The following is a 17267-nucleotide window of genomic DNA, read 5'->3' on the forward strand; positions in this document are numbered from 1 at the left end:
CGCCACCACCGCCCTCCGGCGCCGGCACAAGGGGACCGGACACGGTGCGCCACACCGCCCAGGAGTACGTCGCCGGCGGGCCGGGACGGTGGTCCCCGCCACCGTTCCGGACCTGCTCGCGGTCACCGCCCGCCGGGACAGACCCGTAACCCGGCGGATCTTGACCGGTGGCATGCCCTCCTCAACCTCAACCCTCCCCGGCTGCCACGGCGTCCGCGATCCGCACGGCAGAGGGGCCCGGGGCCGGTCGCGCAGACCGGTCCCGGGCCCCTCTCGCCATGCCCTCTGCCCGAAGTGCCCGCCCTACGCGGCCGGCTCCTCGCCCTCGCCGCCGAAGCGCTCGCGGTACGCGGCCAGTTCCTCGTCCGTGATCTTCGCGAACAGCACCGGGGGCACCGTGAACGCCGTACCCGCCGGGACCGACGCCAGCGCCTTCGCCTCCTCCGCCGACACCCAGGCCGCCGTGTCGTCGGCCAGCGCGAACGCCGAGCGCATCGCCCTCGCGGACGCCGGGATGAACGGCTCGGAGACCACCGCGTAGAGATGGATCAGGTTCATCGCCGTACGGAGGGTCAGCGCGGCGCCCTCCTCGTCGGTCTTGATCTCCAGCCAGGGGGCCTTCTCCTCCAGGTAGGAGTTGCCCGCCGACCACAGCGCGCGCAGCGCCGCCGCCGCCTTGCGGAACTGGAGCGCCTCCATGTGGCCCTCGTACTCCGCGAGCAGCCGCGCGATCTCCTCGCCCAGCCGCGCCTCCGCCGGTCCGGCCGCACTGCCCGCCGGTACGGCGTCGCCGAAGCGCTTGCGCGAGAAGGACAGCACGCGGTTGACGAAGTTGCCGAGGGTGTCGGCGAGGTCCTTGTTGACCGTCGCCGTGAAGTGCTCCCAGGAGAAGGAGGTGTCGTCGGACTCCGGCGCGTTCGCCATCAGGAAGTAGCGCCAGTAGTCGGCCGGCAGCAGCTCCAGCGCGGCGTCCGTGAAGATGCCCCGCTTCTGGGACGTGGAGAACTTCCCGCCGTAGTAGTTCAGCCAGTTGAACGCCTTGACGTAGTCGACCTTCTTCCACGGCTCGCGGGTACCGAGCTGGGTGGCGGGGAACATCACCGTGTGGAACGGGACATTGTCCTTGGCCATGAACTCGGTGTAGCGGACCGTGTCGTCGGCGTCGTACCACCACGACTTCCAGTCACGGTTCTCCGTGCCGGTGTCCGGCGCGGCGTCCGCCCACTCCTTCGTCGCGCCGATGTACTCGACCGGCGCGTCGAACCAGACGTAGAAGACCTTGCCCTCGGCCGCCAGGTCCGGCCAGGTGTCCGCCGGGACCGGCACGCCCCAGTCCAGGTCACGGGTGATCGCCCGGTCGTGCAGCCCCTCGGTCAGCCACTTGCGGGCGATGGAGGAGGCGAGCTGCGGCCACTCCTCGCTCGTCGCGTCGATCCAGCGCTCGACCTCGCCCGCCAGCTTCGACTGGAGGAGGAAGAGGTGCTTGGTCTCGCGGACCTCCAGATCGCTGCTGCCGCTGATCGCGGAGCGCGGCTCGATCAGGTCCGTGGGGTCCAGCACGCGCGTGCAGTTCTCGCACTGGTCGCCGCGGGCCTTGTCGTAACCGCAGTGCGGGCACGTGCCGACGATGTAGCGGTCCGGCAGGAAGCGGTCGTCGGCGATCGAGAAGACCTGGCGGATCGCCCGCTCCTCGATGAAACCGTTCTCCTTGAGCCGGCGCGCGAAGTGCTGGGTGATGTCGCGGTTCTCGGCGGAGGAGCTGCGCCCGAAGTAGTCGAACGCGAGCTCGAATCCGTCGTAGATGGCCTTCTGCGCGTCGTGCTGCTCGGCGCAGAACGCGTCCACCGGCACGCCCGCCTCCTTGGCGGCGAGCTCGGCAGGGGTGCCGTGCTCGTCGGTGGCACAGATGTACAGGACCTCGTGGCCGCGCTGGCGCAGATACCGCGCGTACACGTCCGCCGGGAGCATGGACCCCACCATGTTGCCCAGGTGCTTGATCCCGTTGATGTACGGAAGGGCGCTGGTGATGAGGTGTCGAGCCATTGCAGGCTGCTCCCAATTCGCTACACGGGGTGACCGATCGGTCTACGGAATGTCAATATCGTATCCGAGCCTCTTGCGGCGAGTCGCCCACGTTTACGGGGGGAGAGCTTTGCGAAACCCCCATTGCGGTAGACAGGCCGATCCCAGGCCCATCCTGGGAGGGAAAGGGCATCATGTACGAGGCGGACGGGGCCGGGGCGGAACGAGTCGGGGCGGGCAACGGGACAGGGGACGGGAGCATGCGGGTACTGGTCGCCGAGGACGAGGAGGTCCTGGCGGAGTTGGTGGCCACCGGGCTGCGGCGCGCGGGGTTCGCTGTCGACACCGTGTACAGCGGGGACGCGGCGCTCGCCTACCTGGGCCTGCACGACTACGACGTCGTCGTGCTCGATCGCGACCTCCCGCGCGTGCACGGCGACGACGTCGCGCGCAAGCTCGTCGCCGACGCCTCCCGCACCCGCATCCTCATGCTCACCGCGTCCGTGTCCATGGAGGACCGCGTCGAAGGGCTCGATCTGGGCGCCGACGACTACCTGGGCAAGCCGTTCGACTTCCCCGAGCTGGTGTCGCGGGTGCGCGCCCTGCGGCGGCGCAGCGCCCGGCCCGTACCGCCGCAGCTGGAGCGGCACGGGGTACGGCTGGACTCCGTACGGCGGACGGCGACGCGGGACGGCCGTGAGCTGGACCTGTCGCCCAAGGAGTTCTCCGTGCTCCAGATCCTGCTGGAGGCGGACGGGGCGCCGGTCTCGGCCGAGGAACTGCTGGAGCGCGCCTGGGACGCGCACGCGGATCCCTTCACGGGCGCGGTACGGGTCTGCCTGAGCAAGCTGCGGTCCAAGCTGGGGGACCCGCCGCTGATCCGTACCGTGCAGGGGGTGGGATACACGCTGTGAGCAGCGGCAGCGGTACGAAGACCTCATCCGGGCGCCGGCCCCGCCCCCGGATACGGGCCCTCCGGCTGCGCGGAGCCGTCTCCCTCGGCGCCCGTTCCACCACCATCCGCACCCGGGTCGCGCTGATCTACGGCTGGGTCTTCCTGGTTCTCGGCGGCTGTCTGCTCACGATCGTCAACCTGCTCTCCATCGCCAGTACGCAGACCGAGGCCGACGAGATCGCCGGCCGGGTGACGCCGGTGCAGGTGGCTCCCACGCCGCCGTACACGTCCGTACCCGGCCTGATCAGCGAACAGCAGATCGCGCCGGTCACCGCCTACCAGCTCACCGACACCGTCACGGACGTCGCCTCCGACGAGATGCTGTTCTGGTCCGTCGCCGCGCTCGTGGTGATGGCGGCGTGCGCGGTGGGGGTCGGCTGGTGGACGGCCGGCCGCGTGCTGCGCCCGGTGCACGCCATGACCGCGCAGGCCCGGCGGCTCTCGGAGCGCAACCTCCACGAGCGGATCGGGGCGAACGGCCCGGACGACGAGCTGAAGGAACTCGGCGACACGCTGGACGCGCTGCTGGCGCGGCTCCAGAAGGCGTTCGACAGCCAGCGCCGGTTCATCGCGAACGCCTCGCACGAGCTGCGCACCCCCTTGGCGACCCAGCGCACCGCGATCCAGGTCGGACTCGACGAGGGCTGTACGGCGGAGGAGCTGGCCCGTACGAAGAAGACCCTCCTCGACAACAACCGGCGCAGCGAGCAGCTGATCGAGGGGCTGCTGGTCCTGGCGCGCAGCGAGCGCGAGGTGCAGGACAAGGAGCTGATCGACCTCGGCGAGGCGGTCGCGGAGGAGGCCGCCCGGCACCGGCTGGACCGGTCGGTGGTGGTGACGGACGCGGAGCGCGTACGGGGTAACCGGCTGCTGCTCGGCCAGATGGTGGGCAACCTGCTGGTCAACGCGGTGACGTACAACGTGCCCGGCGGCAGCGTGGACATCCGGGTCAGGGGCGCGGAGCTGGTGGTCCGCAACACCGGTCCGGTGGTGGCGGAGGAGGACGTGCCCGCGCTGTTCGAACCGTTCCGGCGGGGCGAGGGCCGGGACCGCATGGGCCGGGGTGCCGGCCTCGGGCTCTCCATCGTCCGCTCGATCGCCAAGGCGCACGGGGGGACGGTCGAGGCGGAGCCGGGGGGCGAGGGCGGCGGGCTGGTGGTGACCGTACGGCTGCCGGTCGCGGAAGCGGATCCGGCTACGGGGGACGTCGTTGACGTTCACGACGCGGGTGCGGGTGGGCGGGATCCCGCTGAGCGGAGGTAGCCGGGCAGTTGCCGGGCAGCGGTTGCGGGGCCGCGCTTCGTTGACGTGACGCGCGTGGCGTGACGCGTCTGACGTGACGAACGGGGCGGGGCGCGTGTGGCGTGACGCGCCTGACGTGACGAACGGGGCCCGCGTGACACGGCGGCGGGCGGACGCCTGGTCGGCATCCGCCCGCCGCTTCGATCGGTTGTGGGTCAACGGCCGGCGCGTTGCGACCGGCGGCCGACGCCAGGACTCACTCGGCGCTCGCGGGCGCCGTCCCGTCCGGCTGCCAGGCGGCGAGCAGATCGCGGTAGAACTCGGCGTCGCCGAGCGCACGCGGGGCGGGGCCCGCGTGGCTGAAGCCGACGTGCGGGGCGTTCGGGTCGGCGCCGAGCCTGCGTACGAAGTTGAAGTCCTTCGCGTCCGGGTCGCCGAACGCCACGAACTGCCAGAACAGCGGCGCCCCGGCGGCGCGGGCGAGGGCCTGTTCCGTGACCCGTACGGCGCTCGGGGCCCCGTCCGTCTGGAAGATCACCAGCGCGGGTCCCGGGCGGCCGGCCTTCTCGTGGAGGGCGACCACCTCGTCGACGGCGAGGTGGTAGTTCGTACGGCCCATGCGGCCGAGGGAGTCGTGCAGCTCGTTGATCTTCCCTTCGTACTCGGTGAGCTCGAGTTCGCCGGTCCCGTCGATCTCGGTGGAGAAGAAGACGAGGTGGACGGTGGCCCCGGCGTCCAGGTGCGCGGCGAGCGCGAGCGCCCGCTCGCCGAGGTGCTGGACGCTGCCGTCCTTGTAGAACGGCCGCATGGACGCGGACCGGTCGAGCACCAGGTACACCGTGGCCCGCGCGCCGCCGAGCCCTCGCTTGCGCAGCGCGGCCCCGGCGGCCTTGTAGTGCTCGGCGAGTTCGGGGGCGCGGGTCTTGAGCCGGGCGAGGGAGAAGGCGGGTTTACCGGCGCTGCCGGTGGATTCCGTGGGCTCCGTGGTGGCGGCGGTGGTCGTGGGCTCGGGTTCGGGAGCGGCTTCCGGTTCCGGGGCGGCTGCCACGGTGGCGGTTTCGGCCCGGGTTTCGGCCGTGGTGTCGGCCTTCGGCCCGGGTACGTCGGCCGACGCGGGCTCCGCCGTGCTCCGGGCCACCTGCCTGGTCTCGGCCTCGGGAACGGGCCCGGGCACGTGGCGCGGCTTCTGCTCCGGCCGCTCTTCCGACTGCTCTTCCGGCTTCGGTCCCGGCTTCTGCTCGGGCTCCGGCTTCTGCTCCGGCTCCGGCGCGGCCGTGCTCTCCGCCCGCTGTTCCGGCACGGTCGCCGCCGTGCCGCTCGCGGCAGCCGGTTCGGCGGGCTCCGTCGGTTCGGCGGGCCCGGCGGTCGCTCCCGTCACCGCTTCCGGGCCGGCCGGCGCTTCGGGCTCGGTCCGGGGCTCGACGCCGGTCTCCGTTCCGGCTCCGGCTTTTGCGTCTTCCGTTGCGTTCAACGCATCGGCGCCGGGTTCCCGGCCCCCGTCCGCCGTTCCCTCCGCCGGTACCACCGGATCCGCCTCCGCCTGCGGATCGTTGCGCGGGGACGACGTGAGTTCGTCCTCAACCGGCCTCTCCACGGACGACGTCGACCGCGACCGGGCCGATGCCTGCGTCGGAACCGTCGCCTTGGCGGCCGGGGGCCGCGGTTCGTCGGCGGTACGGTCCTCGGGGGTGGCCTGCGACGGGACCGTACGGCCGGCTTCCCCGGACGGCCGGGCCCGGTCGAACGCCGCCGCGACCAGATCCGCCGCCCCGGCCGGCTCCGGTGACCTCCGGGCCGGCGGCGGCACCGACGCCCTTGTCGACTCCGGCTTGCCCTCGGTCTTCTCCGATGTCCCGGACGCTTCGGATGCCGTAGATCCGGTAGATGCCGCAGATCCCGTGGAAGTGGTGGCCGACGTGGCCGCGTCCGCTTCGGAAGGACCGGTCGTCCCGGCCGTCGTCCCGGCCGTCGACTCGGTCTTACCGGTCTTCGTCTCGTTCTTCGTCTCGTTCTTCGTCTCTGTCTTTCCGGTCTTCCCGGCGGTCGCCGCCGGTTCCGGGGCCGGGGCCGGGGCCTTGCCCTCGCCCCCGTCCTGGGCCGGTACGGACGCCGCGGCCGATGCCCCGCCCGGCGTTCCGGCCGAAGCCCCGGCCGACGACGCCCCCGACTCTCTGTGCTCCTCCGCACGGTCGCGTCCGAACACCTTGCGCAGCAAGCTCCGAATGCCCATGGGCGAGCCTTTCAGATGAGGTGGGTGCGGTGCCCCGCCGCCGGGAAGCGCATCCCTGGCCACGGCGGATACGTAAGGTTAGCGGCCGTCCGGAAGTGTTCCAGGCAGGGGAGCCCCACGCGAACGCAATCCGGCACTGCCCGTGCACGATCTGTCAAGCCCCCGCGCCCACCTGCGCCCGACGGTCTCCCGGCCGCCCGGCATTCATCGGCCGTTCACCTTCGCGCCGCCGCCCTGCTGGCCTCCGCGCCTAGCGTCGCCGCCGACGAGACATCCCGACAGCCTGTCGGCGCGGTTGCGCGCCGAGTTGTCGCATCACCGGAGGCGTACGTGCGCAACCTGCTGCCGCTGCTCAACACCCACCCGGGCGGTCGTTCCGCCCTCACCTGTCGTTACCGCTGTGGTGACGCCTGCTTCCACGAGGTCCCGAACAAGAGCGACAACGAGTACGTCGGCGATGTCATCGCCGGTGCGCTCTCCCGCCGTTCGATGATGCGCGCCGCCGCCGTCGTGACGGTCGCCACCGCCGCGGGCGGCGCGGTCGCCCTCGGCCCCGGCGGCACCCCGGCCGAGGCGGCCCCCGCCGCCGGCGCGGGCTTCGGCAAGGGCCCCGGGGCCGGCCCCAAGGCCGACGGCGCCCGCGGCCTCCGCTTCACGCCCGTCGCCCCCAACACGGCCGACACCGTGACGATCCCCGCCGGTTACGCCCAGAACGTGGTCATCCGCTGGGGCGACCCCATCCTGCGCGGCGCCCCCGCCTTCGACCCGGACAAGCAGTCCGCCAAGGCGCAGGCGGGCCAGTTCGGTTACAACAACGACTTCCTGAGCCTGCTGCCCCTCAAGGGCGAGCGCGGCCGCCAGGTGCTCGTGGCCAACCACGAGTACACGGACGAGGTCCTCATGTTCAAGGGGTACGACCCCGAGAAGCCGACCCGCGAGCAGGTGGAGATCGCCTGGGCCGCCCACGGCCTCTCCGTCGTCGTGGTCGAGGAGGACCGCGGGAGCGGCAAGCTCACCGCCGTCACCCGCCACCAGCTCAACCGGCGCCTCACCGTCACCAGCGAGTTCCGGCTCACCGGTCCGGCCGCCGGCGGCCCGCTGCTGCGCACCTCCGCCGACCGTACGGGCACCAAGGTCTACGGCACGCTCAACAACTGCGCCGGCGGCACCACCCCGTGGGGCACCACGCTGCACGGCGAGGAGAACTTCAACCAGTACTTCGCGAACGGTTCCAGCGCCACGGACCTCCGCTACGGCATCGGTACGGGCGCCAGCGAGCGCAAGTGGGAACGGTTCGACAAGCGCTTCGACCTGAAGCAGGAGCCCAACGAGGCGCACCGGTTCGGCTGGGTCGTCGAACTCGACCCGTACGACCCGGACTCCACGCCCCGCAAGCGCACCGCCCTCGGCCGCTTCAAGCACGAGGCCGCGCAGCCGCGCCTGACCGCCGACGGCCGGCCCGTCGTCTACATGGGCGACGACGAGCGCTTCGACTACCTGTACAAGTTCGTCTCGTCCAAGCGCATGAAGAAGGGCAACGACCGCGCCGCCCGCGAGCACAACCTGACGCTGCTGGACGAGGGCACGCTGTACGTCGCCAAGCTCACCGGCGACAGCCCGGCCGGCGAGATCGACGGCACCGGAAAGCTCCCGAGCGACGGCGAGTTCGACGGCTCCGGCGTGTGGATCCCGCTCGCCACGGGCGATGTCTCGCACGTTCCCGGGATGACCGCGGAGGAGGTGTACGTCTTCACGCGGCTGGCGGGCGACAAGGTCGGCGCCACCAAGATGGACCGTCCCGAGGACGTCGAGCCGTCGCCGCGCACGGGCCGGGTGTACGTGGCGCTGACGAACAACACCGACCGCGGCAAGTCCGGCAAGGCGGGTGCCGACGAGGCCAACCCCCGTAACGCCAACAAGCACGGCCACATCCTGGAGCTGGCCGAGAACCGGGACAACCCGGCGAGCGAGCGCTTCGCGTGGCGGCTCTTCCTCGTCGCGGGCGACCCGAAGGACGCGGGCACGTACTTCGCCGGCTTCCCGAAGGACAAGGTCAGCCCGATCTCCTGCCCGGACAACGTCGCCTTCGACCCGCACGGCAACCTGTGGATCTCGACGGACGGCAACGCGCTGGGCAACCACGACGGTCTGTTCGGCGTCGCGACGCAGGGCGAGCGGCGCGGTGAGCTGAAGCAGTTCCTGACCATGCCGAACGGCGCGGAGACCTGTGGCCCGGTGATCCAGGACCGCCGGGTGCTGGTGGCCGTGCAGCACCCGGGCGAGATCGACGGCGCGTCGGTCGAGAAGCCGGCCAGCACCTGGCCCGACGGACCGGGCCGGATCGTCCGTCCGTCGGTGGTCTCCGTCTGGCGCAAGGACGGCGGCGACATCGGCGTCTGACCCCCCGGTTACCGCCCCGTCGATTGCTGACCGCTGACCGCCGCTCGTCCACGTCTCCGTCTCACGGCCCCGCTGTCGCCTGCGGCCGGGCCGGGCCGGGCCGGGCGACGGGCGCCGCGTCGGTCGCGGTGACTCGGGGTGGCGCCGTCTCGGACCGGCGCCACCCCGCTCCGTCATCTGAGGCGCGTAGAGCGCGTCATCCCTCGGCCTCCGCCATCACCCCGCACGGTGGTTTATTCAGGCGGGGCTCGGGGGCGGGCCCGTCTACCCTCGGGGTATGGCTTCTGAGGTATCGGACGCGGGGACGACCGTACGGGTCGACAGCTGGATCTGGTCCGTACGGCTCACCAAGACACGTTCCCAGGCGGCCGCCGCATGCCGTGCGGGCCACGTCCGCGTCAACGGCGACCGCGTCAAGCCCGCGCACGCGCTCAAGCAGGGCGACGAGGTGCGCCTGCGGCACGCGGGCCGGGACCGGGTCGTGGTGGTCTCGCGCCTGCTGCGCAAGCGGGTCGGCCCACCGGTCGCGGTGCAGGCGTACGTGGACAACAGCCCGCCGCCACCGCCGCGCGAGCTGACCGCGCCGGTCATCGTCCGTGACCGGGGCGCGGGGCGCCCGACGAAGCGGGACCGCAGGGAACTCGACCGGCTGCAGGCACTGATGCAGTCCCAGGCACGGCAACGGGCGGCGGCGCCGGACGAGTCGGGGACGAACGGCGGCCGGGAGAGCTGACGGGCCGACGGCTCGACGGCCCGGAGGAGGGAGACGGCCGGGGCGATCGGGGCGGCCGGGATGAGTGGGGCGGTCGAGGCGTTCCGTACGTACGCCGCCGGGGCGTCTGTCCAGAACTGGCCAACAATCAACCATAGCTGCACACAGTCATCCCTGTTGCACGGAAAGTAAAACGGGTGTCCGCAGGGAAGGTCATTTCCATGACCTTCGACGGTGAACAGCGCGACCGGTATGACCAGCTCGTCCAGTTCCGGTTGCCCAGCCATCCCCGCAGTGTGGGGCGGGCCCGGGACGTCCTTCGCACGAACATCGATCTGCCCGGCGATCCGGGGGAGACCGCCGCACTCCTCCTCTCCGAGCTCGTCACCAACGCGCTGCGACACGGCAGTCCCCCGGGGCGCGACATCGCCGTCACCCTGCACCGTGTCGACGGTCTGATCCGGCTGGAGGTCGAGGACGCCGGGGACTTCCTGCCCCGGCCGCGTACGCCGGGCCTGGAGGACGAGTGCGGCCGGGGGCTCGCGCTGATCGAGGCGCTCGCGGACGACTGGGGGGTGGCGCCCCGGCGGGGGCCGGGCAAGCGCGTCTGGGTGACGCTCAAGGTGTCGGGGGGCAGATGAGACGAGGTGGGTCGGGGGCTGGGTGTGTGGCGACGCGTTACGGGCGCGGCAGCCGTGGCGCCGCGCCCGTAACGCGTGGAAGAGGAAAGGGATGAGGGGTGAGGGGCCTTGAGGGGCCGGGATGGATCAGGTTCTGCCTCCGTATCCGGTCTCGGTGCGTCCCTCCGTACCTCGTCCTCCCATGTGGTCGTACGCCAGCGCCCAGATGATGAACGCCGACAGCGCGATGTTCACGATCGCCCACAACGGCTGGTGGGGCAGGTACATGAACTGGGACACGAGGACCAGTGACGTGAGGGCTATACCCACGTACCGGGCCGCCGGGACCCGCATCAGGAGTGCGATGCCCGTGAGGGCGACGAGGATGCCCAGGGCGATGTGCAGCCAGCCCCACGCGTCCAGGTTGAAGGTGTAGGCGTAGTTCGTCGCCCGGCCCAGGAATGCATCCCCGCGGACGGCGGTGGCGCCTTGGAGTATGTCCGTAGCCCCTATGACCACCATGAGGACACCGGCGAAGAAGCTGCCGCCGATAGCCCAGGCGGCCTTTCGCTCCGTGTGAGCCCCGGTGCCGTATCCGGTGCCGGCGCCCGTACTCATGCCCATTCCGGTGCCGGCGCCGGCTCCTGTGCCGGTGCCCGTACCCGTGCCCATGCCGGTGGTGGGGGGTCGCTGTGCTGTGTTGTGGCTCATAACCCCATGGTGCGTCGATTGGGGCAAAAGGGATATTTGGCAGGGTGGGATCGGTATAAATATTTAGTAAAGACGCGTGGGATCGGCGGGCTGGGCGGGCCGGGTCGTCCCGGTCGTTCCAGCGGCACCGTCGGTGTCCGGCGCACTCGGGGCGTCCGGAGGCTCCGGCGTACGCCTGGCCTGCGCGCCCCCCGGCCTTCTCGGCCTTCTCAGCCGTCCCACCAGCCAGGCGGTCAGAGCGAGCAGCAGCCCGCCGGCCAGCACGGACCAGGCCGTCGTGCGCAACGAAGCGGTCAGCGCGTCGTAGATGGCGCGGGCGGCGTCCCGGTCACCGTTGTCCGGCAGGTCCTGGAGCAGCGTCCCGCGCGCGACCGCGACGACGACGGCCAGAACCATGGCCCCTCCCGCGTACCCGAGCCCGACCCCGATCAGCGCCCGGCGCCGCCGCACGGCGACCAGCACGATCACGCCCGACAGCGCTACGGTCGCCAGGGCCGGCCAGACGCCCGCCGCCCGGAGCGCCTGCGCCACATCCCGCCAGACGCCGAGCCCTTCGGCCTCGACGGCGGTGATCTGGGTGTGCCGGACGGGGATGCGGTCGGCGTAGGGCACGTGGTCGTGCACCAGCTGCCCCTTCACCCGCTCGGTGATCTGGGCGAGGTCGATGGTCACGACGTTGCCGCCGCCGCTGGTGAGGACGTGGACGGCGGCGTGATGGGCGGCGCGGGCCGCCGTCCGCCAGGCGTTGGCGAAGGCTTCCGTGGTGGCGAAGGACAGCACGGCCTCGTGCAGCAGGCTTCGCACGCCGTCCTGGAGGGGGCCCATGTCGAGCTGCGCCATCACGCCGTCGGTGATCCGGTCGGCGACGGCCTCGTGTACGGCGGGGTCGGAGGCGAGCGGCGCCATCGCGGAGACGAAGCGGTCGGAGTTCCCGATCTCGAGATCGGCCCAGGCGGCGACGGCGCCGACAGGGACGAGGACGGTCAGGAGGACGGTGAGGACGGTGGCGAGGCAGGCCCGCACCGATCGCAGCTCCCGTCTCTCCCGTCCTGTCCGCACACCTCCAGAGAACGGGGCGCGGACGGCGGGCGCGAGCGGTGGACGGCCGACCCGGTGACGAACGCGGGGCGGGGCCCGGTTTGACGGGTGGCGGGCCCAGGTGTGCGCTGGAAGCAATCGGAGACACAAGAGACCGAGAAGCAAGAGACCGAGACACAAAGAGGAGGAGCCGGCCGTCATGACCACACACGCAGCGCCCCCAGGAAGCCACAGGCCCTCCGGCGTTCACCTCCGACGCCCCCGGCCCCCGGCCCTCGACGCCGGCACCCTCGCCACCCTGCGCACCGCGGGCATCTCCCTGCTCCTGGGCATCGGCTACGGCGCGTACGCGCAGTTCATCGCCCGGAGCGGCGGCTCCGCCTCCTACGGTCAGCTCGCCCTGGCACTGATCTCCGGCGCCGTGCTGGCCGTCCTGGTCTTCACCCTGGTCCGCACCGGACACGCTCTGCCCCGTGAACTGCGCGCGGGGGCCTGGGGCGTCCTCGTCGGCTGCGCCATGGGCTTCCTCTACAGCCTCACCGGGCACAGCGTGCTGCTGTCCTCCGGGATCGGCCTGGCACTCGGCGCGGCCACGGTCCTCGGAACGTTCTACGCCTTCTACACGAGAGAGCCCTGACCCCGGCCGGGTTCCGGCCGGAACCCGCGGGGCATCAGGCCGGACCCCGAGGGGATCAGGCCGTGTCGCCGCCCCCGGCCGCCTCGCCGCGCACCACGACCACCGGGCACGTCGCGTGCTGGGTGACGTGCAGGCTCACCGATCCCAGCAGCGCCGCCTTGAAACCGCTGTATCCGCGGTCGCCCACCACCAGCAGGGACGCGGACACGTCCGCCACGCTCTCCAGCAGGGCCTGGGCCGCCGGGGCGGCGACCACCCGGCGCTCGACGCCCGCCGCGACCCGTGGCGGCAGATTCTTCTCCAGCGCCTCGTCCAGGATCTGGCGGGCCATGGCCTCCGGGTCGAAGTCGGCCGGCATGGCCGGCATCATCCCCGCCCAGCCGGTCGCCGGATACTCCCAGCCGATCACGGCCGTCAGCCGGTCGCCCGTCAGCTCCGCCTGCCGTACGGCCCAGAACAGGGCCTTCAGCGAAGGCTCGGAGCCGTCGACGCCGATCACGATCGTGCCGCTCATGGGGTTTCTCCTGTTCACTGCCGAGTGTCGTGGGGTCGTCCCGCGGTTTGCCGTCGTTTCCGCCCGCTCTCCTCTGCTACTCGCTCCCGCCTCCGGACAAACCTGCTCAATCCGCCGTTCGCCGAGCGAGAAGCTGCTCAAAGGGCACGACCGTGTCCGGGTCGTACTCGTCCCGTGCCCCAGTGCTCGTCTCATGCGCACCCGGCCCATCGCCTCGGCCGCCGCCCCGCCCCCGCAGCAGCCGTGCGAACTCCTCGCCCGCCCGGGCGATCCTGGCCGGCAGCCCGCCCGCGTACGCGTCGGCGCCCCCGCCCCAGTCGTCCGTCGCCGCGAAGACCGCGGTCGGCAGGGTCGGCGCGCGCAGGTACGAGAAGAGCGGGCGCATCGCGTGCTCCACCGCGAGGGAGTGGCGCGGGGTACCGCCGGTCGCGGCGAGCAGGACGGGCGTACCGGTGAGCGCGTCCGGATCGACCAGGTCGAAGAACGACTTGAACAGCCCGCTGTACGACGCGGCGAACACCGGCGTGACCGCGATGAGCCCGTCCGCCCCGGTCACGGTGTCCAGCGCCGCCCGTAGCGCGGGCGAGGGGAAGCCGGTGACGAGGTGGTGGGCGATGTCCACCGCCAGGCCGCGCAGCTCGACCACGGTGACCTCGGCCTTCCGGTCTTCGGCGGCCAGCTCGCGCGTCGTGGCCTCGGCCAGCCGGTCCGCCAGCAGCCGGGTCGAGGACGGCTCTCCCAGCCCTGCGGAGACGGCGACGACGCGTACCGGGGCCGCGGCTCCTTCCGCTCCCGCGGTGCCTGGGGCCACCACGGCCTCCGTACGGCCCGGACCTCCTGCCGTTCCCCGGACCCCCGGCGTTTCCGGCGTCCGCTCCGCCATGGTCAGGCCTCCTTCGCGGCGGACGGTACGGATCCGCCGGACAGTACGGCCGCGTCAGCAGTGCCGGCCGAGCCGGCCGCGCCGGCCTTGCCGCCCGCCGCAGCCGGGTGCACCGGCCCGTCCGGCACCCCCGCCGGGCGCAGCGCGGCGAACTCCTTGCGCAGGACGGGGACGACTTCCTCGCCCAGCAGGTCCAGCTGCTCCAGCACGGTCTTCAGCGGCAGCCCCGCGTGGTCCACCAGGAACAGCTGCCGCTGGTAGTCGCCGAAGGACTCCCGGAAGGTCAGCGTCTTGTCGATGACCTCCTGCGGGCTGCCCACGGTCAGCGGGGTCTGCTCGGTGAACTCCTCCAGGGAGGGCCCGTGCCCGTACACCGGCGCGTTGTCGAAGTACGGCCGGAACTCCCGCACCGCGTCCTGCGAGTTCCGCCGCATGAACACCTGGCCGCCGAGGCCGACGATCGCCTGCTCGGGGGTGCCGTGTCCGTAGTGCGCGTACCGCGCGCGGTAGAGGCGGATCAGCTTCTGGAAGTGCTCCTTGGGCCAGAAGATGTTGTTCGCGAAGAAGCCGTCCCCGTAGTAGGCGGCCTGCTCGGCGATCTCGGGCGAGCGGATGGAACCGTGCCAGACGAACGGAGGCACGCCGTCCAGCGGCCGGGGCGTGGACGTGAAGCCCTGCAGCGGCGTACGGAAGTTCCCCTCCCAGTCGACGACGTCCTCGCGCCACAGCTTGTGCAGCAGCGCGTAGTTCTCGACGGCGAGCGGGATGCCCTGGCGGATGTCCTGGCCGAACCACGGATAGACCGGTCCCGTGTTGCCGCGCCCCATCATCAGGTCGACGCGCCCGCCGGCCAGGTGCTGGAGCATCGCGAAGTCCTCGGCGATCTTCACCGGGTCGTTCGTGGTGATCAGGGTGGTGGAGGTGGACAGGATCAGCCGCTCCGTGGTGGCGGCGATGTAACCGAGCATGGTGGTCGGCGAGGAGGGCACGAACGGCGGGTTGTGGTGCTCCCCGGTGGCGAAGACGTCGAGTCCGACCTCCTCGGCCTTCCGCGCGATGGCGACCATCGACGTGATCCGCTCGTGCTCGGTCGGCGTACGCCCGGTGGTCGGGTCGGCCGTGACATCACCGACGGTGAAAATCCCGAACTGCATCGCGGCCACTCGCCTCTCTTGTAGTTGAATCTTAAACTGAGTCGTACTCTATAACGGCGAAGGCCTGATCGGTATTCCGGGAGGCGCTACGCCGGCGGCGGGCCTCCAGCGGCCGGGGTTCCAGCGGCGGCGCCCCGGTGACGGGACCCCGGTGACGGGGCTCCGATGGCCGGGGCTCCGATGGCGGTCCTCCGATCCACGGTGACCGGGCAGGGGGTGGGCGGCCTCCGGTGACCGCGTGTGTCCGACCGAAAGCCGTGCGAACGCGCCCGTCGTGCGGACCGGGCGGGCGCGGCTGTGACACCCGCCATATTCACCACACTCGCACATTGCGACGAAGGGGTTGCGGGTGGGTCGGGAAGCTTCACGCTGAAGTCACATGGAGTTGAGTCGGAAATGCTCCGTGGCGGTCCCGCCGAGGGGCGGCGTAATAGTTACGGCCCGTCAAGTCCCGCCGTATCGACGCCCATTCGTGGCCGCATTCGGGCTCGTACGGAGGCGGCAGACCCGTACGTTATGTGAACGTGTCCGGGCCGGGCGGACGGTGACGGGCAATAGATTTCCGTGTCGCCGGGTCCGCGGGCCGCGCAAACAGTGTTCACATGCCCGAAGTTGAAGGCCGGATCACTGGTCTACGATCGCAAGGAAAAGCCCGTTCCGGGGCTGATCACCGGTCGGCGGACCTGCCGGCCGGCGGGCTGTCCGCCGACGGCCGAGGGGCGAGGCCGACGGGTTCCCGGTCGGCCGCCGGCTCCCGGCCGGTCGCCCCGCGCGCCACGCGGACCGACGGCTCCCCCCGGCGAACGAACCACCCGTCACGCGAAGAAGGCAGTCATCGTGGGCCTTGCATTCCTCAAGCGCCGTCCGAGGTCGAACAGCAGCGGCAGAGGATCGGCGCTCCTGTCCCGGATCCCCCTGACCGCGGGAGTGCTCGCCCTCGAAGTCGGCGAGCCCAACGGCCACCCTCTGGACGGCGCGGACGTCCAGGTGACGGCGAACCACACCGGCCATGTCGTGATGGCCGGCCGCACCGACCCCTTCGGCACCTTCACCGCCGGGCTCCCCACCGGCCGCTACTCCGTCCTGGTCGCCTCTGAGGGTCTGCTTCCCGCGCAAGTGACGGTGGACATCTACGCGGGCAAGCAGGTGCTGTCCCCGATCACCCTGGAGCGCTCCCGCCCCCTCGACCCCCCGCAGCCGGGCATCTGGCTCTTCGACCCGCCGCACACCGCGATACGTTTCATCGCGCGGCACGTCGGCATGGCCAATGTGCACGGCCGCTTCACCCGGTTCGACGGCGGCGTACAGGTCGCGGAACGCCCGGAGGACTCGTACGCCGAGTGCACCATCGACGCGTCCAGCATCACCACCGGCAACAAGACTCGGGACAACCATCTGCGTTCGGCGGACTTCCTCGACGTGGAGAATTACCCGGAAATCCATTTCGCCAGCCAGCGCTTCCAGCGGCACCCCGGAAACAAATGGACCGTGCACGGCTCGCTCTCGCTGCACGGCATAAGCCGGACGGTGAAACTGGAAACGGACTACCTGGGCTCCGTCAACGGCGGTTACGGTGAGGAACTCCGCTGCGCCGCCAAGGCGCGGACGGAACTCCACCGCGAGGAGTACACCCTGAACTGGCGCAACATGCTGGCGCGGGGAATCGCGATCGTGGGCCCGACGATCCAGCTGGAACTGGACATCCAGGTGATGTTCCGCTGCGACGAGACGCCGACGCCGCCGGACTAGTGCCCCTCCCGGCAACGTTTGCCCCGTCGCGACGCCCGGCACGCGCGCTCGCCGCGTTGGCCACAAGTCCAGGTAGCTCCGCTACATGGACTTCTGGCCGCCTTGCGATCACACGCACCGGACGCCGCTCCTTGACGGGCAAACCCTGCCGGTCGCGGCACTAGGACTGGCAGCTCAAAACTCGACCAGCATTTCCCGTTGTCCGGCGAGGTCGGCGGGGGCGTTCGGCCCGCGCCGTCGTCCCCGGCCGGTCGGCTCTCGAACCGGAGTGGTCTCCGGTCTTCGAGCGGGCCGTTGACGTCCCTGCCGGCCTACAGCGGTATGCAGCTCATGAACGCCGCTGGTGCGCGGATGCCGTTCCGCCAATTCGTAGATGATGCTAGCGAAGACCCCGGAAGGA

Annotated in this window: 14 protein-coding genes; 7 read left to right on the forward strand and 7 right to left on the reverse strand. The window is 71.5% G+C overall.

Annotated features, from left to right (window positions below):
• Window positions 1–303: 303 nt before the first annotated feature.
• The gene (gene metG / locus ACU6P3_RS17450) at window positions 304–2043 is read right to left on the reverse strand and encodes a methionine--tRNA ligase (protein WP_447193126.1); all 1740 of its coding nucleotides are present in this window, start codon (window positions 2041–2043) and stop codon (window positions 304–306) included.
• A 239-nt stretch (window positions 2044–2282) separates the two neighbouring features.
• On the opposite strand from metG, the gene ACU6P3_RS17455 reads away from it, so the two are divergent.
• Entirely contained in the window at window positions 2283–2936 is a 654-nt protein-coding gene (locus ACU6P3_RS17455; RefSeq protein ID WP_030744054.1) for a response regulator transcription factor, read from the forward strand.
• A gap of 50 nt (window positions 2937–2986) precedes the next feature.
• The gene (locus ACU6P3_RS17460; RefSeq protein ID WP_447197933.1) at window positions 2987–4240 is read left to right on the forward strand and encodes a sensor histidine kinase; all 1254 of its coding nucleotides are present in this window, start codon (window positions 2987–2989) and stop codon (window positions 4238–4240) included.
• 235 nt (window positions 4241–4475) lie between these two features.
• Here the strand turns inward: ACU6P3_RS17460 and ACU6P3_RS17465 are convergent, their stop codons facing one another.
• Entirely contained in the window at window positions 4476–6449 is a 1974-nt protein-coding gene (locus ACU6P3_RS17465; protein ID WP_447193127.1) for a VWA domain-containing protein, read from the reverse strand.
• Window positions 6450–6779: 330 nt separating this feature from the next.
• On the opposite strand from ACU6P3_RS17465, the gene ACU6P3_RS17470 reads away from it, so the two are divergent.
• The 3 genes from ACU6P3_RS17470 (at window position 6780) to ACU6P3_RS17480 (ending at window position 10202) form a co-directional block, all read left to right on the forward strand.
• Window positions 6780–8849, forward strand: coding sequence for a PhoX family protein (locus tag ACU6P3_RS17470; protein ID WP_447193128.1), 2070 nt, complete (start codon window positions 6780–6782; stop codon window positions 8847–8849).
• A gap of 277 nt (window positions 8850–9126) precedes the next feature.
• Window positions 9127–9582: an Hsp15 family ribosome-associated heat shock protein gene (gene hslR / locus ACU6P3_RS17475; RefSeq protein ID WP_447193129.1), complete on the forward strand. Its 456-nt coding sequence runs from the start codon at window positions 9127–9129 to the stop codon at window positions 9580–9582.
• A gap of 200 nt (window positions 9583–9782) precedes the next feature.
• Window positions 9783–10202: an ATP-binding protein gene (locus ACU6P3_RS17480; RefSeq protein ID WP_051764727.1), complete on the forward strand. Its 420-nt coding sequence runs from the start codon at window positions 9783–9785 to the stop codon at window positions 10200–10202.
• 126 nt (window positions 10203–10328) lie between these two features.
• On the opposite strand, the gene ACU6P3_RS17485 is transcribed toward ACU6P3_RS17480, so the two are convergent.
• Window positions 10329–10892, reverse strand: coding sequence for a DUF7144 family membrane protein (locus tag ACU6P3_RS17485; RefSeq protein WP_199813981.1), 564 nt, complete (start codon window positions 10890–10892; stop codon window positions 10329–10331).
• Between the two features lie 63 nt (window positions 10893–10955).
• Window positions 10956–11951 carry a hypothetical protein gene (locus tag ACU6P3_RS17490; protein WP_447193130.1) on the reverse strand — a complete coding sequence of 332 codons (996 nt, stop codon included), beginning with the start codon at window positions 11949–11951 and terminating at the stop codon, window positions 10956–10958.
• 178 nt (window positions 11952–12129) lie between these two features.
• On the opposite strand from ACU6P3_RS17490, the gene ACU6P3_RS17495 reads away from it, so the two are divergent.
• Window positions 12130–12567: a hypothetical protein gene (locus tag ACU6P3_RS17495; RefSeq protein ID WP_447193131.1), complete on the forward strand. Its 438-nt coding sequence runs from the start codon at window positions 12130–12132 to the stop codon at window positions 12565–12567.
• A 55-nt stretch (window positions 12568–12622) separates the two neighbouring features.
• On the opposite strand, the gene ACU6P3_RS17500 is transcribed toward ACU6P3_RS17495, so the two are convergent.
• From ACU6P3_RS17500 to ACU6P3_RS17510, 3 genes are all read right to left on the reverse strand, one after another.
• Window positions 12623–13081, reverse strand: a complete 459-nt coding sequence (locus tag ACU6P3_RS17500; protein ID WP_447193132.1) for a universal stress protein — start codon at window positions 13079–13081, stop codon at window positions 12623–12625.
• Window positions 13082–13187: 106 nt separating this feature from the next.
• Entirely contained in the window at window positions 13188–13970 is a 783-nt protein-coding gene (locus ACU6P3_RS17505; protein ID WP_447197934.1) for an FMN reductase, read from the reverse strand.
• Window positions 13967–15118, reverse strand: coding sequence for an LLM class flavin-dependent oxidoreductase (locus ACU6P3_RS17510; RefSeq protein ID WP_447193133.1), 1152 nt, complete (start codon window positions 15116–15118; stop codon window positions 13967–13969). The genes ACU6P3_RS17505 and ACU6P3_RS17510 overlap by 4 nt, the downstream gene beginning before the upstream one ends.
• A gap of 837 nt (window positions 15119–15955) precedes the next feature.
• On the opposite strand from ACU6P3_RS17510, the gene ACU6P3_RS17515 reads away from it, so the two are divergent.
• Window positions 15956–16867, forward strand: a complete 912-nt coding sequence (locus ACU6P3_RS17515; protein ID WP_447193134.1) for a YceI family protein — start codon at window positions 15956–15958, stop codon at window positions 16865–16867.
• Window positions 16868–17267: the final 400 nt, after the last annotated feature.

It is taken from the genome of Streptomyces hebeiensis (assembly GCF_052983195.1).

Excerpts from the sequence above, each read along its gene's own strand:
- metG (WP_447193126.1), bottom strand. The coding sequence starts at position 2,043 with ATGGCTCGACACCTCATCACCAGCGCCCTTCCGTACATCAACGGGATC.
- ACU6P3_RS17455 (WP_030744054.1), top strand. The coding sequence starts at position 2,283 with ATGCGGGTACTGGTCGCCGAGGACGAGGAGGTCCTGGCGGAGTTGGTG.
- ACU6P3_RS17465 (WP_447193127.1), bottom strand. The coding sequence starts at position 6,449 with ATGGGCATTCGGAGCTTGCTGCGCAAGGTGTTCGGACGCGACCGTGCG.
- hslR (WP_447193129.1), top strand. The coding sequence starts at position 9,127 with ATGGCTTCTGAGGTATCGGACGCGGGGACGACCGTACGGGTCGACAGC.
- ACU6P3_RS17480 (WP_051764727.1), top strand. The coding sequence starts at position 9,783 with ATGACCTTCGACGGTGAACAGCGCGACCGGTATGACCAGCTCGTCCAG.
- ACU6P3_RS17485 (WP_199813981.1), bottom strand. The coding sequence starts at position 10,892 with ATGAGCCACAACACAGCACAGCGACCCCCCACCACCGGCATGGGCACG.
- ACU6P3_RS17495 (WP_447193131.1), top strand. The coding sequence starts at position 12,130 with ATGACCACACACGCAGCGCCCCCAGGAAGCCACAGGCCCTCCGGCGTT.
- ACU6P3_RS17500 (WP_447193132.1), bottom strand. The coding sequence starts at position 13,081 with ATGAGCGGCACGATCGTGATCGGCGTCGACGGCTCCGAGCCTTCGCTG.
- ACU6P3_RS17510 (WP_447193133.1), bottom strand. The coding sequence starts at position 15,118 with ATGCAGTTCGGGATTTTCACCGTCGGTGATGTCACGGCCGACCCGACC.